Below are 15151 nucleotides of genomic sequence, written 5' to 3' on the forward strand. Positions count from 1 at the left end.
TGGGCTCTGGGCTCTGGGCTCTGGGCTCTGGGCTCTGGGCTCTGGGCTCTGGGCTCTGGGCTCTGGGCTCTGGGCTCTGGGCTCTGGGCTCTGGGCTCTGGGCTCTGCAAGCACGGTTTCTTATCCAGATCTTACTGTCAACACGATAGCTCATCTTCCCACTTCACTTATCGCAAACTCCCCCAGGGCCTGGCGCCTCGTGCCCAGCGCCTTTAAATAACATTTCCTCATCCAACGTCAACTTAACCGTACAGAGTGTTTAATCTAATTAACAGCTTTGACACCAGCTGTACAAAATAAACACAATACAAAATTATCTAACCACATTGATTAGAAATTGTAATGTGAGCAATCGATAAAACACGAAATAAGGCCATTTTGTAAATAATTTTGTCTGTTACTATTATCGCCGTAATAAATACTAGTTTATGAATACGCAAGAGGATTTTGTTATGTGGAATAGACTAAACAAATCCATGATGTTCTGCCAAATGATGTTTGGCTTATCCTTTTACGGGGTCATGGTAATTCTTACCCGGTTCTTCCTTGAGAATCTGGGTTACAGCGAAGCCGATACAATGATGGTCGTGGGGGCCTTCTCTTCTATCGGTCCTTTGTTTGCAATCGCCGGCGGCTTTATTGCCGACAAATTTTTGGGCGCTTACCGCTCACTAACCATCGCATACGCAGGCTTTAGTGCAGGTTATGCGCTGCTGGTACTGGGTGCGTCGACTGTGAACATCCCGATGAGCCTTGCAGGTATCGCCCTGGCGAGTTACGGACGTGGCTTGATGTCCCCTTCTTACCCAAGCCTTTACAAGCGTACGTTCGCAACTCAGGAAGATTTCGAAAACGGCTTCCCGGTAAACTACTCAGTAAACAACGTGGGTGCACTGCTGGGTCAGTACCTGTTCCCGATGTTTGTACTGGCGATCGGTTTCTACGGCAGCTTCATGCTGTCCGGGATCCTGGCATTTGCTGCGCTGTTCATGCTGATCACTTTCCGCAAGCCTCTGCAGAACGTAGGTGCCGATATTGATAAAGCTCCGGTAAGCACCAAAAACTGGATGCTGTTCGGCCTGACTTCTGTTGCAATGATCGGCATGGTGTTCTTCATGTTCAGCAACATGGATATTGGCAAGAACATCGTATACGCCATTGGTATCGCGGCTATCCTGTACTTCATCAGCCTGATGTTTAAAGCAGAAAAAGCTGACGCACTGCGCATGGGTACCATCATCATCGTTACTGTGCTGACGACTGCATTCTTCGTTTACTACGGCCAGATGATGACTTCCATGACCATGGTAACCATCAACACTATGCGTGGTGATCTGTTCGGTATCATCCCTATCGCACCGGAAGCGTCAATGTCGATGAACCCGCTGTGGTGTATCGTGGCAGGCCCGGTTATCGCGGCGACCTTCTCTGGTCTTGAAAAACGCGGCATCAACTTCACGACCGCGACCAAGATTGGCTTCTCATTCATCCTGACGGCTATCGCATTTGGTATCCTGGCGTTTGCAGTGAAGAACGTTGGCGAAAACGTGATCATCCGTCCGGAAGTATTCCTGGTAATCCACTTCTTCCAGGCATTCGCAGAAGTAATCGTGGGTTCTCTGGTAGTGGCGTTCATCCTGTCGGTTGCACCTAAGCATATCGAGAACTTCTCTGTAAGCCTGTTCTCTGTAGCTATTGCCCTGTCAGGTATCGTTGGTGCGGTATTCTCGACGTCTATCGCGGCAGAAAAAGGCCAGGAGATCACCCAGGAGTTCGTTCAGACGGTTTACGGTGACTACTTCGGTCTGCTGACCATGCTGGCAGTTGTGATGATGGTTATCGCGTTCGCGGCATCAATCGCGATTCGCAAGATGCTGGCAGCGGCTGACAAGCACCAGCCTCTTGAGCAGAACGAACTTGCTGAAGCAGAAAGCTAATCGCTTATGTCTTCTGTTAAGTGAAAAAGGCAGCCAACTGGCTGCCTTTTTTGTTCTGCATACTTGTCTTTACTTCAGCTCTTCCATATTGAGCTTCTGGCCCAGGTAGGTCACTTCAACTTTGGCGTAGCCCAGATTTACTGCTTCAAACTGTTTGGACAGTTCTTTCGCCTGCTGCGCGTCTTTTGCCAGCATGGAAATCAGGTACACAGGACGAATATCACCACCAGCAAGCTCCTGTGTGTTCAGGTACGCAGAAGTGATGTAGCCGGATTTGTTCAGCGCGATCACACGGGCAAGGTCCACACCCAGCACACGGTCCATCTCCATGCTGTCAACATGATGATTCCAGGTCAGGATCACGCCATAGTTGTTGCTCATCGGAGTATTGTCCAGCCACTTCGCCCCCAGGTTTCGGATGTTGGAGATCTTCACCAATTCTTTTTTATACAGAGGCAGATGTGAAAGCTGATCCCGCGCTGCCTGTTCGTTGTCAGCCGAGATCACAAAGCGAAGCAGTTTAAGCGGTTTGCCATCAATCTGACTGTCGGTGATATACATATCTTTGATCACACCGGCATCGATAAGCTTTGCGAACTCAGTACGCTGCTGCGTCATGTTCGACATCACTTCACCAATATCATTGGTGTTCCATTCCAGTTCCACCCCATAGTCAGCGGCAAAAGTAACAGAGCTGAACATAACAGCGGCGGCAGTGAGCATTTTTACTAATTTCATGATTTTCTTCCTATTGTCGGTTGTCTTTATTGTGTTGTTTTATTTACCAGCGGGAGCGATAACTGCGGTGACAGGAGCGGCAGGTGTCAGTTGCCTGCTCCAGACCGTCCATCGCTGCCGCTGAATCCTGTTTCCCGGCAGCCTGATTGAGCTGCTGATAACCTTGTTGCATCTCACTCAGCAGCCGGCTGAACTTCTCCGGATTATCCCAGACTGCTGACTTTGCTTTGCTGCCTTCACCGCTTCCCTCAGGAAACAGGCCCGACAGTGACTGTGAGTAACGAACCAGTTTTTCACTCTCCAGGCTGAGCGTTTCCCAGGCCATGTCATTAATCAGCGCTTCGGCTCTGTCTGTAATCGCTTCTATTTCACTGAAAGCATGTTGTCTCTGTTCAACTTCTGCCGCGTTGAGCGTCAGCGGCAAAAGCGCCAGTACCATTCCCCACTTCATGGGATTCCCCTCTCGTTGGTTAGTTTCGATACAATTTACACAACAATTGTTGCGTGCGCAACTATTGTTGTGTAAATTTATTGGACATTCACTGAAGAGGAACACTGAGATGAAAGTTTGGGATTTACCAACAAGGGTTTATCACTGGCTTCAGGCCGGCCTGTTTATCGCACTTATGGCGAGCGCAGGGAACGGACCACACGTTATATTCGGGTTACTGCTGCTGACTCTGCTGATCTGGCGGGTCGTCTGGGGATTTATTGGCAGCGAAACCAGCCGATTTAAACAGTTTATAGCCAGTCCGGGACGTGTATTTGGTTACCTGCGCGGCAAGGAGCCTGAAAAGGCGGGGCACAATCCCGCTGGCGGCTACATGGTGGTTACCCTGCTCCTTGCACTGTTGATCCAGTGCATCAGCGGCCTGGTCCTCGCCGGCTGGCCTGAAGTATCCGATGCCACTTTTGAGCTGTTTGAATCTGTTCACCTGGGTATGACACGGGTATTACCTGCACTGGTTGCCATCCACCTGGCTGCCATTCTGGTATACAAACTGCTCTCTAAACCCCTGCTTTGGGCGATGATCTGCGGAAAACAGAGCAAACTGACCGGTGAAAGTGTGGTTATGGTTTCAAAATGGCGGGCGCTGGGGGTGTTTGTTGCCAGTGGATTAGTTACTATTGCAATAGTTGTATTAGCATAAGTTGATGAATAAATATGGAAGAAGAATTTGATCGTCAAAGCAGCTTCGGCTGGCTGGTAAACGTGGTAGCAAATCAGGCTGCCAAGGCTTTTGAAAAAGAGCTCAAAGAGCACGGGCTGACCCTGGCACTCTGGCCGACCCTGATGTGCCTGTGGGAAGAAGAAGGGGTAACCCAGCGGGAAATCGCCGCGAAATCCAAAGTGGAAAACTCCACTACCACCCGCACTCTGGACAAGCTGGAAAAACTGGAACTGGTTGAGCGCAGAAATGATCCGAACAGCCGTCGCTCGTTCCGGATTTACCTGACCGAACAGGGGCACGCGTTAAAAGATTCCCTTCTGCCTCTGCCGGTAGAAGTGAACCGGCAGATGCTGTCCTCACTCGAACCAAAAGAACAGCAGCAGCTGATCGCTCTGCTGCAAAAAATGGTGGCTCAGCTCTGATTCCCTGACGCCCCGCCACACAAACCGCCCGCTGTTTGCAGTGGGCGGGCCCCTCCTTCCCCCCTTCTTACCCCACCAGAGCGGCCTGAAACTGTATAAACACTAAATTAGCAAAGCATAAACACTCATTGACACAGGTTTTAAATTAACTACATACAAGTGGCGGGTAATATTTATCCAAGTAGCACATATTAACCAACCTACATACAAAATAATAATCTCTTGCAACGTTATTGCAATATAATTACCCCATTTATTAGTTGATAAATCTACCAAAAAGAAAAATTAAAGACGAATATCACGATTAACGACCAGAGATTCGAAATATTATAGGCATTCATGTAAGGTGAGCGACGAAAATCAGGGGGCGTTATTCCTCTATAACGTTCCGACTATTAAAGAGGCAACTATGCAACAAGCAACCACTCGCTTACCAAACCTTTTGCAGGTTATCGTGTCACTGGGGCTATTCCTTCTTTTAGCCTTTTCGTTTACTGCCAAACTGGACCTTCCCATCCAGCTGGCGCTGTACATTGGCTGGTTTGTGATCATCACACTGGGTCTGAGACTCGGCCACAAGTACAAAGATCTTGAAAAAGCCGCTCTTAACGGTATCTCCAACGGCCTTGGTGCTGTTCTGATCCTGCTGGCAGTGGGTGCACTGGTCGGTACCTGGATTTCAGGTGGTATCGTACCAACTATCATTTACTACGGTCTTAACGCCATCCATCCTTCGATTTTCCTTCTGGCGACCATGATCATCTGTTCCCTGACTGCGCTGGCAACCGGTACCTCCTGGGGTGCGGCCGGTACCGCCGGTATCGCAATGATGGGTATCGGCCAGGGTCTGGGCGTTCCGGCTCCTGTAACAGCAGGTGCAATCCTGTCTGGCTGTTACTTCGGTGATAAGATGTCGCCGCTGTCTGACTCAGTGATCCTGGCATCATCTATGTCTAACGTAGAAGTGGTTGAGCACATCAAAGGCATGCTGCCTGTTGCGCTGATCAGCTACATCATCACAGGTATCATGTTTACTGCGTTTGGCTTCCACTACGCCGGTAACATCGACATGAGCCAGGTAGACTCTGTTATCGCGGCTATGGAACAGCAGTTTGTCATTACTCCGTTCTCGTTTGTGCCAGTGGTTATCGTACTTGCCCTGCTGGCCATGCGTATGCCTTCTTTCCCGGTGATCAGCTTTGGCTCTCTGCTGGGTATCGTGTGGGCGGTAATGATTCAGGACGTCGACTTCCTGACCGCATTCAACACCGCGTGGGCACCATTCAGCATTACTTCCGGCGTTGATTTCATCGACTCTATCCTTAACCGTGGCGGCATGTCCTCTATGCTGGGCTCGGTAGCGGTTATCGTGTTCGGTCTGGGCTTCGGTGGTCTGCTGGACAAAGTAGGCGTGCTCGAAACCATCGCCAAACTGTTCGAGCGCCGCGTACAAAGCGCTGGCTCTCTGGCGAGCAGCACCATCACGACCGCGTTCATGGGTAACGTATTCGGTTCTGCAATGTACGTATCGCTTATCCTGACGCCTAAGATCTGTGCCAAAAACTACGATCGTCTGGGCTACCAGCGTAAGAACCTGTCACGTAACGCAGAGTTCGGCGGCACCCTGACCTCAGGTATGGTTCCATGGAGTGACAACGGTATCTACATGGCCAGCATCCTGGGCGTGGCTACCCTGTCCTACGCACCATTCATGTGGCTGAGCTTCGTATGTATTATCGTGACTATCTTCACGTCATACATGGGCTGGTTTGTCGATAAGTGCGAACCAACGGCTCCGGCTGCAGCTGAAGAAGAGCAGGCAGAGCTTAAGACGCAGACTGCGTAATGCTCTGACTCTGAGTGATAAGAAGCGCGGCCTTTGGGTCGCGCTTTTTGTTTATCAACGAAAACACTGTCTTCTCCCCGACAACCATGCCCCCTTCAGTAACTCCCGCCTCTTCTTAGCCATTTATCACTGGCCTGCCCGGATACTTCGTAAATAAAGTGAGCCTGTCTGTATCTTTACAGAGAGCAGACGCGAATAGCTCATTTCGCACTGAGTATGACTTCCGCCTCTCCCTGCCTCCTGATAAAGACTGCACTCTGTAACACCAGCCCGCAAACCATAAAATTATATTTATTATCAGGCACTTACCAGCATGGAGCACTTGACTATTCCCGCTTAAAAAACTAAATAAAGCTTCCCAAATAATTCATTACCTTTTCTGGCTTTTCATTTGTTGAACCCCTGCCCGTACAGCGTATTTTGATAGCCATAATTATATCTATATATCAATAACCTGGATTCAAACACCAACATCAGCCAGACCAAAATCCACTATGAATAATCCTCCAATGGAAACATAAGGCACTCAACAAAATGAAACGTAAAACAGCGCCCACTCCTGCGTTACTGGCTGTGGTAATTGCAGCAAGCTTCTCCTCCCATGCAACTGCTGACATTCATATTTCGCAATATGCCAAAGACAGCAGCTTGCTAAATACCTCAACACCACTACCAGCCTTCAACTGTCTGGTTGATGGCAACGAGCCAGAGTTCACCACCATCCAGCAGATCCAGGGCGAAGGCGGCCGCTCCCCTCTCATTCCGGATGGTCAGTACGAAACCAGTCATTCAGTGTTTGTAAAAGGCGTGGTTTCGGCTGTCACCAAAAGTCTGACCAAAGGCTTTTACCTGCAGGCCCTGGAGAGCGATAACAACCCAAACACCTCTGACGGCCTGTTTGTCTACACTAAGAGCGCGCCTGACCTTGCGCCGGGCGATGTGGTTTGTGTTTCAGGTAAGGTGAGCGATTTCTACAAGCGGACTCAGCTAAAATCCGATTCAAAGAGCTTTATCAAACAGGGAAGCCAGCAAGCTCCCGCCGCGACTAAGCTTATCGTCAATGAAGGAGAAAGCCTGCATCAGGCACTCGAACGCCATGAAGGAATGCTAATCGAGCTCGATGCTCAGTCTCAGTTGCACGTCACCCGTAACTTCAGTTTCGACTATGACGCTAAGCGCAACAATATGGTTCTTTCTCACAAAGAGCCACTGATGAAGCCAACCCAGGTTTTTGCGGCAAAAACAAAGCAGGCCATCGAACTGGCAGAGCAGAACCGGGTCAGCCAGGTTGTGATTGAATCAGACAACAAAGCCAAAAACGGTGAAGTCCCTTATTACCCTGATTTCGCCAAAGACGATAACCAGGATGGCAGCTCAGAAAACCATATCCGCCTCGGCTCAAGAGTGGAAGGCATGCAGGGCGTGGTTGATTACAGCTATGGCCAGTACCGCATTCTGGTAACCAATCAGCTGGACCGCAGCAACTTGGTCGATAAAGCGCTGGATGCACACGGCAGGGTCCTGTTTGATGTTGGCCGCAGGGATAAACCGGCAATTACCAGCTCTGGTCTGAAAGTGGCCAGCTTTAACGTACTCAACTACTTCACCAGCCACAGCGATATCGGCGGAGAGATCAACGCGACCTGTAAAGATCAGGCAGACGCAGATAAGAGCAAAGGCTGTAACCGCGGCGCCAAATCCCACGATGAGTTTCTGATCCAGCAGGCCAAAATCGTGAAAGCACTCGGGGCGATGGATGCGGACATCATCGGTCTGATGGAAGTGGAAAACAATGGCTTTGGTGATTCCGGCGCCCTGCATAATCTGGTGGAAGCACTGAACAGCAGCATTGATAACACCGATAGCAAATACCAGTACATCAAAGTCGCCGCCAAAGACAGATTTGAGGGTGAGTATTTCGGCAGTGACGCCATTATGGTCGCACTTATCTACCGCCCGGCAAAAGTATCACCTGACGGCAAAGCCGGGATCATCGAAACGCCTGAGCAACACGCCCTGAAAGGTGCTGCACAGCGCACCAAAGCGGATGGAAGCAGCGAGTCGAGCCCACAGTACGATAAGTACCAGCGCCATACACTGGTGCAGACCTTTGAGGTAAAAGGCAGCCGCACCCCTCTGACCATTGCAGTGAATCACTGGAAATCAAAAGGCTCCGGTTGTCTGGAGGACTGGGTAAACTTTGATGAAAACCGGGATCCGGCCGATCTGCAGGGCAAATGTAACCGCTTCCGGGTTTCTGCGGCCAAAGCTGTTGGTGATGCACTGAGCAAAAAGAAAGGTGACGTGCTGATAATGGGTGACCTGAACGCTTACGGTATGGAAGACCCGGTACTGGCGCTGACCGACTACAAGCCGTCAAAACTGGGCCGGAAACTGATCACTGCATCATACACGACTCTGGGCAAAGATGCGGAAGGCAATCCAAAACCTTACCAGCAGACCGGTGAAGAGCTGAAACGCGGGTACGGCTATATCAACCTCAATACCAAATTCCACGGCAAAGAGACCTTCTCCTACACCTATGGTGGCGAACTGGGCAACCTTGACCACGCTCTGGCAAGCAAGTCACTGGCTAAAAAAGTCCTGGATGTCACCGACTGGCATATCAACTCGGCAGAGAGCAATATGTTCGAGTACTCGTCGAAGTACACAGGAAAAATGCCGAAATATCACGATATGTTCTCCGCTTCTGACCACGATCCGGTGATCATTGCCATCGACTACAGTAAGTCACTGAAAGCCATGAAGCTGCCATCACAGGGCAAAAAGCTGAGTATCAGCTATTACCTTCCTGCCATCGCAGAAGCAGGCGATACCGTTACGGTTCGCTTAGCCAAAAAACCGGCGTTGACCGGCGCCTACAAAACAGTTGCAGCACAGAGCGCTTCCGTTCTTCTTACCCAATCCCACCTCGAAGAGGGTCTGGTGGATGTTGGGTTCGACCAAAAGCCGGAACCAGGTTCGTATCTGATGGAACAGGTGCTTTCCGACCCATTGGGCATCGAGAAGTTCTCACAGCAGGCAGAGGTCTCATTTGAGGCAGCTGATACACGGGAAACAGGGACTTCGGGTGGCTCTGCAGGCCTGGGGTTACTGATAAGTTTGCTGGGACTTGGCTGGCTTCGCAGACGCTGGTAATTTAACTGTAAAGAGCATCCCGATGGATGCTCTTTTTTTCAGGCTGGTACGGCTGTTGTCACCGCTCCACGTTATAAGACGCCGTAGAACTCAACAGATCCATAATCACATCATTGAGCTGGTTCAAATCCCTGACTTCGTAGATATGTTTTCCAAAGCACTGGCGGTAGGCCCAGTCGTCTTTATTGTTAAACTTAAGCCCGATAACAAACATCTCAAAATTGGTCTTCTCTCTGTTGCCGTTCACCGACATTTGTTTGCGGATATTGGTACACAAACCATTTTGGACCAGTGTCCGGAAAGAGTTGGTATTTTCCCCGCCATCGGATAGCACGAAAATAAAGCGGTTTTTGTTGGTCGCTTTTTCGAACTGACCTGGCGCGGCCAGCAGGCCCTGATACATGTGGGTGCCACCATTCGCTTTCATTTGCCGTATTGAATCATTGAAAGCATCGAGACTCCTTCTGCTGTCCAGAGGTTTACGATCAATGTTGTAATAGTAGGGCTTACCTTTGTAAGACTTACAAAAACTGCCGGAGTTAAACCCTCTGTAACCCATCTCCATTGGGGTAGAAAGAACATACTGACTTTTCAACTGCAGATCTGAAGCCGTTCTGGAGTAACTGATGTGATTTTTATAACCCCTCTCGCAGTACCGCCCACGACTATTGCAATCAAGAGCGGCGTTTCCATCCTCAGCAAGCCTCAGATATTTTTTGGCCACCTCCTCCTCTGAACCGGAATAATCTTCATCTTTGAACCAGAGATCCAGATCATCGTCGCTCTTTTTTGCCAGCTCACTAAACGCCTGTTCCTGCATCGGCCTTTCGAACCTGGAACCTGCAGGAGGCCGCAACATGGAACTGCAGTAATACCTGCCATTACGTTCCACTACGATTCGTTTGGTAAAAGGCACAAAGCCAAAACTGGAATCTTTTATCTCCTCTCTGGGGTGCTTCGCTTTCAGCTTTTCCGTCGCATCAAAAATCGTTGTCGTTACTGAGCGAATCGCTTTTTTCAGCTCTGTAAGCTTATCTCCGCTTTTCATTGAACCTGAGAAATCCGACACGAACACCACATCCACAGGTTCAAAATCGGTCCTTATCCTGGCTGCCGTCGCCCGGTTTGCCACTTTTTGCTCACGCTCAAACGACGGAAGATCCTGCATATGCAACCAGGAGTCTTTAGTCGCAACCCCGGTAAGCTGGTAATGATGGAGAGTACGGGTAACCGGCAGGCCAAACGGCACGTCAAACTGCAGGGTTTTCTTGCTCCTGTTGATGCTGAACTGAGAAGTTTTGATATCCGGGATCAGATAGCCCGCCCAGTTACGCGCAATAACCTGTGCCTGCTGCTGATCAAACACTTTGTCCTCACGCATGTCATCACTCTCAGAAATCGCAACTGCGGTCGCTTCCATCACATCACCAAGTTGCGCCTTATCGGTAATATAACGGGCTCCTTCAATCGCCAGTGCGCCGATACCGAGAATCGCTACAGCTACAAACGCGAAATAAATCGAAGCTACACCTTTTTGCCTTTTGTTCGACTGCATCTCAGCGCCCCACAAATAACGATGTTGACTGAATAACCCGGCGGCCGGAGTCAGACTCCCCCAGCATAACCGGCTCAAAGAACGCCGGAATGTGGCGGCATACTGTTACCCGGTATACATTGAGGGGAAACTTGCCGCCATAAGTTAACGAATTATCCACGGGTGCCGGGTGACACGGGATGGCACCGCTTCCCGCAAACAGGGTCTGCTCGCTCTGATCCCCCGTTTTTCGGCTGATACTCACCCGGATCTGAGCATCCTCTTCTCTCAGCAGTCGTTCTGCCATCTCATGGAGTTGCTTCGCCTGATTCTGATCGATGTCCCATACAATATCTTTACGCCCCTGACTGTAAAAGGCGCTGCGCTCTTTAAGTACCGACACCAGCGCGTACGAAATACGATTAAGCTGACTGCGCTGCACGACCTGATAACCGGCGTCATAAATGAAAAACAGAAACATCCCCATTCCAAACAGAACAAACACCAGTTCGATACTGAATACTCCGCGCTGTGCTCTTATCATGATGTTTTTCCTAAGTTAGCCCGGAACAGTGCCGTGTCCTGCACCACCAGCAAACGGCGGGTGATGGGTATTGCCCCGACAGCAGACGGGAAGAACAGAGGACGATAAGCATACGTCACCTGATACTCGGCCAGGGCTGCCTTACTCCAGACGTCACTGCCACGATAAACCTGCCGACTGACATAAGCCTTCGGATCGAGATAGGGTTGAACCGAAAGCTGATAATCACTCTGGCTGGTAAACACACGCATCAATGTGCTGGCATTATCTTTGAGAAAGGCGTAATACCAGATCACCAGGTCATTACCCTGCATCCCCTGGATGCGTTTACATTCGGCAATCGCGTCCGGGTCGCCCTGATAGTCAAGCTCGCAGTCCTGTCCCTGGTAATCCTTCAGTTGCTCGTTTTTCTGAAGCTGCACCCGGGCGTCTCTGGCCGCTTCAGATGTAGAGTAGTCGAGTACTGCACAAATATAAGTCAGCCGCGAGACCTCGAAGATAAACATGGTGAACATAAACAGCGCGATAAAACCCAGCGAGAACTCGATACTGAGTACACCCCGCTGGCGTGATGAAAATGAAAGGTTCATTGTTTTTCCTGCAGAAAAAAACGTTCAGCCGCCTGAGAGGTGGCCGTAACAGAAAACGTGGAGAGTTTAAATCCGGACTTCTACCCGGCGGTTTTTCTCCCTTCCGTCTGCGCTTGCGTTATCCGAAGCCGGCCGGGTTTCACCCCTGGAAGTTGCCTGAAGTGTTGTCGGATCGAGACCTTTTTGAATCAAGTACTGCTCCACTGTTTTGCTGCGCTTAAGACCCAGCGCCATATTGTAGGAAGCTGGACCCTTCGAGTCGGTATGTCCTTCAAGCGTAATAACGCGGGGGTTTTGCTTCAGCTCTCCGGCGACCCTGTCCAGGATCTGCAAAGAGGTATCGCTCAGCACAGCACGATCAAAAGTAAAATAAACACGAGCCAGCACATTCTCGTCTCCCGGCTTCACCTGAAGAACGTCGCTCTGCTGCAGGTATGCAAGACAATCCCCCGTCACATAAGAATCTGACACCAGCAAATCAGTGAACGGCATAACATCGATCTGATGACCTGGAACTTCTGCCAACATACGGCCGTTGCTGTGGTGGGTAATCACAACCGGTTTCTCTGCGCTGACCGTCAACTGCTGATTGAGCGTGCGGGTTTCACACAGCTGCTCCAGCAGTGTCGTTTGAGCCTGCAGGTTTGCGGAGATGGCGAACAGGGCGCCAAACAGCCATTTGTTCATGATGTTTCCTCGTCTGTTTGTGCCTGTCCGGTCTGCCCCGGCCAGGTATTCATATCGTTGTTGAGTTCGGCAAAGATGCGCAGCGCTTTTGGCTGGTCATACTCCTGCAGCAGCATCTGCTTAACACTCTGTTGCTGGCCTGATCGCATCAGGCTGATGATCAGGTTAGCCCTTATTGTCGGGTCACTCTGACCGCTCTGGTAGAGCGGCATCAGGCGTCTGGCGGCACCTGCGTAGTTCCCTTCCATCATCTCCAGCATTGCCAGATTATTGAGAATGGCACTCTCGTCCTCCAGGCCTAACCGGGCTTCAAAAAAAGTGTCCTTTGCCTGGTGGAAATGCCCCTCGCTGGCAAGAATGATCGCCAGCAGATTCTTGGCCGGATAGATGTCCTGGCCCGCAGCCAGACTGCGTTCAATATGGCTTTTTGCGAGCTGACACTGTCCGGCGTTATAGGCCAGCTGCGCCTTTTGCAGCCAGCATCCTGCCAGACGATCACAGCTTTTTTCCGGGATCTGGCTGAGGTAGTAATCCGCCGCCTCTTCATCCCCGGCTTTAACATGTGCCCCGGCAAGCTTTACCCTGGCCGCGTGGTCATCCGGGTTCTTTTGCAGACGCTCCCGGTAGAGCTGCATCAGTCCGGTGTAGTTTTCTGTGACCGACATACGCTGCTCATCGCTGACCGTCTCGGGGGCAGCCTGGCAACCGGCAAGCAGCACTGCCAGGCATAAAATCAGTGTTCTCATGGCATTAACCTCATTACACCCGGTGCGATAATCAGGATCACAATCGGCATCATGATAAAAATAATCAGCGGGATACTCATTTTGGCCGACAGCGCGCCTATCTTTTCTTCGGTTTCCAGCATCTGTACCTCCCGGATATCTTTCGACAGGGTGATCAGCACCTGATAGATGGAGCTGCCGTGCTGCAGACTTTGCAGCAGGGTAAAGGTAAAGCTGCGCACTTCCTGGGTGTTGATGCGCACCGCAAGTTCAGTCAATGCATCCTCCAACCCGGTCAGCCTGGCCCGCTCTGCGGTACGCTTGATGTGAAAGGCAAGGTGCTTGTCAAAGCCTTCCAGCTCATCAGCGAGATAAGTGAGCGCAGATTCCAGCGTCATGCCGGTCTGAACGCATACCGCCATCAGGTCGATAAGATACGGAAGTTCACGGCCAACACTCCGCTCTACCGCTCGCTTTTTTGCCGCCAGCAGAGTGTCCGGTACAACGATCACCGCAACCAGAGTCAGGACAACCGGCGGGATCACATCCAACACATCCCAGCCCTCAGCCATCACCAGAAACGCAGCAACAGCAAACGACAGGCCGATGATGCCGAACTTGGCCGGCAGGTAGTAAATCGCCAGTCCTTTGTTATAGAACCCGGCCTGCTCGAGCTTGTCTTCAAACTCTTCTTTGTTCTCGGCGCTTAACTTCTTCATAGCCTGGCGGAACCTGCGCCGCGCTTCAGACTCAACCTGCTCGGTTTCGAGCAGCTTGTTCATTCGCAGCCGCTGACGGGACTGGGCCGCGCTTCTCAGCAGGCTGAAAGCAACCACACCGAGCAGAAAACTCACTACAGAGAGCGTCATGGACGTCATCAGCCTATCCTCCGAATCAAAAACCAGATAATGCCAATACCGATCGCTTCACTGCCGATAAGGTAATAGAGGATCATCCTTCCCTGTGGGTCATGCAGAACAAAGTCGAAGTTTTCCGGGCTCATATACTGCATCCCGAAAAGGAACAGAAACGGGATTGCCGCGACTATCTTTGCCGACAGGCGCGCTTCTGAGGTCATCGCCAAGGTCTTTTTTTCAATTGAGCGGGCGTCAAACAGCACCCGGTTCAGCCGGGTCATCAGTTCTTTCAGCTGGCCGCCGCGCATCATGTTGGCGCGCAGAGTCACGATGAAAAACCGGTAACTCTTGTACGGGCAGTTCTGACAGGTACGGCGAAACACTTCGTCCGGCGATTCGCCGATCTGAAGCCGCTGCCCTACCCACTTAAACTCTTCCCCTGCAACACTGTCGAGCTTTTCACCGACAAACTGTATCGCCTGCATCACGCTCTCACCGGAGCTGACCGCACTGGTCATCAGGTTGATAGCATCAGGAAACGAAGCTTCAAACTGCTTCTGCCTGCGCCGGAGTAAAAGGCGGAACAGGATCAGGGTCAGTACCAAAGGCGTAACCACCAGGGCACTGACCGCAGGTGCAAAACCGAGAGCAAGGTAAATCCCCGTGAGGTAACTCATCGCCAGGCTTATCAGGGCAATACCGAACACGGCCAGCGCTAACCCTTTGCCTCCCAGTTGCCTGGCTGCGCTGTTCATGCGGAGCATGATCCGGTCTTTCAGTTGCTCCCCTTTAAGCGATGACAGATTGACCAGGTTGAGCTCATCACCCTGAGTTTCGTGGCCGTCTTTGCGGATATGCGCGGTCTTCTGTTTTTGCAGCCCCCGGCTGTAAAAAAAGGCCACCGCCCCTACAAGCAGCAGATAGAAATAGAGTTTCATCG

At 50.9% G+C, this 15151-nt stretch carries 14 protein-coding genes; 5 read left to right on the forward strand and 9 right to left on the reverse strand.

Annotated features, from left to right (window positions below; all coding sequences use genetic code 11):
• Positions 1-452: 452 nt before the first annotated feature.
• On the forward strand, positions 453-1937 hold the full coding sequence (locus tag ACVB80_RS09670) for a peptide MFS transporter (protein ID WP_481081082.1): 1485 nt from the start codon (positions 453-455) through the stop codon (positions 1935-1937).
• Positions 1938-2006: 69 nt separating this feature from the next.
• On the opposite strand, the gene ACVB80_RS09675 is transcribed toward ACVB80_RS09670, so the two are convergent.
• Together ACVB80_RS09675 and ACVB80_RS09680 are read right to left on the reverse strand one after the other, a co-directional pair.
• The gene (locus ACVB80_RS09675) at positions 2007-2675 is read right to left on the reverse strand and encodes a hypothetical protein (protein ID WP_481081083.1); all 669 of its coding nucleotides are present in this window, start codon (positions 2673-2675) and stop codon (positions 2007-2009) included.
• A 43-nt stretch (positions 2676-2718) separates the two neighbouring features.
• Complete coding sequence (locus ACVB80_RS09680) at positions 2719-3126, reverse strand: c-type cytochrome (protein ID WP_481081084.1); 408 nt, start codon at positions 3124-3126, stop codon at positions 2719-2721.
• A gap of 109 nt (positions 3127-3235) precedes the next feature.
• On the opposite strand from ACVB80_RS09680, the gene ACVB80_RS09685 reads away from it, so the two are divergent.
• From ACVB80_RS09685 to ACVB80_RS09700, 4 genes are all read left to right on the forward strand, one after another.
• Positions 3236-3826 carry a cytochrome b/b6 domain-containing protein gene (locus ACVB80_RS09685; protein ID WP_481081085.1) on the forward strand — a complete coding sequence of 197 codons (591 nt, stop codon included), beginning with the start codon at positions 3236-3238 and terminating at the stop codon, positions 3824-3826.
• 14 nt (positions 3827-3840) lie between these two features.
• Positions 3841-4269, forward strand: coding sequence for a MarR family winged helix-turn-helix transcriptional regulator (locus tag ACVB80_RS09690; RefSeq protein ID WP_481081086.1), 429 nt, complete (start codon positions 3841-3843; stop codon positions 4267-4269).
• Positions 4270-4678: 409 nt separating this feature from the next.
• Positions 4679-6115: a Na+/H+ antiporter NhaC gene (gene nhaC / locus ACVB80_RS09695; RefSeq protein ID WP_481081087.1), complete on the forward strand. Its 1437-nt coding sequence runs from the start codon at positions 4679-4681 to the stop codon at positions 6113-6115.
• Between the two features lie 534 nt (positions 6116-6649).
• Positions 6650-9274, forward strand: a complete 2625-nt coding sequence (locus ACVB80_RS09700) for an ExeM/NucH family extracellular endonuclease (RefSeq protein WP_481081088.1) — start codon at positions 6650-6652, stop codon at positions 9272-9274.
• A 58-nt stretch (positions 9275-9332) separates the two neighbouring features.
• On the opposite strand, the gene ACVB80_RS09705 is transcribed toward ACVB80_RS09700, so the two are convergent.
• The 7 genes from ACVB80_RS09705 to ACVB80_RS09735 all read right to left on the reverse strand — a co-directional run bounded on the left by ACVB80_RS09705 (position 9333) and on the right by ACVB80_RS09735 (position 15149).
• Positions 9333-10829, reverse strand: a complete 1497-nt coding sequence (locus tag ACVB80_RS09705; RefSeq protein WP_481081089.1) for a pilus assembly protein — start codon at positions 10827-10829, stop codon at positions 9333-9335.
• Position 10830: 1 nt separating this feature from the next.
• The gene (gene tadF / locus ACVB80_RS09710) at positions 10831-11352 is read right to left on the reverse strand and encodes a tight adherence pilus pseudopilin TadF (protein WP_481081090.1); all 522 of its coding nucleotides are present in this window, start codon (positions 11350-11352) and stop codon (positions 10831-10833) included.
• Positions 11349-11942 (reverse strand): TadE/TadG family type IV pilus assembly protein, encoded by a 594-nt coding sequence (locus ACVB80_RS09715; RefSeq protein WP_481081091.1) that lies wholly within the window; start codon positions 11940-11942, stop codon positions 11349-11351. The genes tadF and ACVB80_RS09715 overlap by 4 nt, the downstream gene beginning before the upstream one ends.
• Positions 11943-12008: 66 nt before the next feature.
• The gene (locus ACVB80_RS09720) at positions 12009-12629 is read right to left on the reverse strand and encodes an OmpA family protein (RefSeq protein ID WP_481081092.1); all 621 of its coding nucleotides are present in this window, start codon (positions 12627-12629) and stop codon (positions 12009-12011) included.
• Positions 12626-13375, reverse strand: coding sequence for a hypothetical protein (locus ACVB80_RS09725; RefSeq protein ID WP_481081093.1), 750 nt, complete (start codon positions 13373-13375; stop codon positions 12626-12628). The genes ACVB80_RS09720 and ACVB80_RS09725 overlap by 4 nt, the downstream gene beginning before the upstream one ends.
• Positions 13372-14232 (reverse strand): type II secretion system F family protein, encoded by an 861-nt coding sequence (locus ACVB80_RS09730; RefSeq protein ID WP_481081094.1) that lies wholly within the window; start codon positions 14230-14232, stop codon positions 13372-13374. The genes ACVB80_RS09725 and ACVB80_RS09730 overlap by 4 nt, the downstream gene beginning before the upstream one ends.
• Positions 14232-15149, reverse strand: a complete 918-nt coding sequence (locus ACVB80_RS09735; protein WP_481081095.1) for a type II secretion system F family protein — start codon at positions 15147-15149, stop codon at positions 14232-14234. The genes ACVB80_RS09730 and ACVB80_RS09735 overlap by 1 nt, the downstream gene beginning before the upstream one ends.
• Positions 15150-15151 lie beyond the last annotated feature (2 nt).

Source organism: Vibrio sp. 9-16B-A1, from assembly GCF_056726165.1.

Excerpts from the sequence above, each read along its gene's own strand:
- ACVB80_RS09705 (WP_481081089.1), bottom strand. The coding sequence starts at position 10,829 with ATGCAGTCGAACAAAAGGCAAAAAGGTGTAGCTTCGATTTATTTCGCG.
- ACVB80_RS09735 (WP_481081095.1), bottom strand. The coding sequence starts at position 15,149 with ATGAAACTCTATTTCTATCTGCTGCTTGTAGGGGCGGTGGCCTTTTTT.
- ACVB80_RS09690 (WP_481081086.1), top strand. The coding sequence starts at position 3,841 with ATGGAAGAAGAATTTGATCGTCAAAGCAGCTTCGGCTGGCTGGTAAAC.
- ACVB80_RS09680 (WP_481081084.1), bottom strand. The coding sequence starts at position 3,126 with ATGAAGTGGGGAATGGTACTGGCGCTTTTGCCGCTGACGCTCAACGCG.
- ACVB80_RS09720 (WP_481081092.1), bottom strand. The coding sequence starts at position 12,629 with ATGAACAAATGGCTGTTTGGCGCCCTGTTCGCCATCTCCGCAAACCTG.
- ACVB80_RS09715 (WP_481081091.1), bottom strand. The coding sequence starts at position 11,942 with ATGAACCTTTCATTTTCATCACGCCAGCGGGGTGTACTCAGTATCGAG.
- ACVB80_RS09730 (WP_481081094.1), bottom strand. The coding sequence starts at position 14,232 with ATGACGTCCATGACGCTCTCTGTAGTGAGTTTTCTGCTCGGTGTGGTT.
- ACVB80_RS09670 (WP_481081082.1), top strand. The coding sequence starts at position 453 with ATGTGGAATAGACTAAACAAATCCATGATGTTCTGCCAAATGATGTTT.
- tadF (WP_481081090.1), bottom strand. The coding sequence starts at position 11,352 with ATGATAAGAGCACAGCGCGGAGTATTCAGTATCGAACTGGTGTTTGTT.
- ACVB80_RS09685 (WP_481081085.1), top strand. The coding sequence starts at position 3,236 with ATGAAAGTTTGGGATTTACCAACAAGGGTTTATCACTGGCTTCAGGCC.
- ACVB80_RS09725 (WP_481081093.1), bottom strand. The coding sequence starts at position 13,375 with ATGAGAACACTGATTTTATGCCTGGCAGTGCTGCTTGCCGGTTGCCAG.
- nhaC (WP_481081087.1), top strand. The coding sequence starts at position 4,679 with ATGCAACAAGCAACCACTCGCTTACCAAACCTTTTGCAGGTTATCGTG.
- ACVB80_RS09700 (WP_481081088.1), top strand. The coding sequence starts at position 6,650 with ATGAAACGTAAAACAGCGCCCACTCCTGCGTTACTGGCTGTGGTAATT.
- ACVB80_RS09675 (WP_481081083.1), bottom strand. The coding sequence starts at position 2,675 with ATGAAATTAGTAAAAATGCTCACTGCCGCCGCTGTTATGTTCAGCTCT.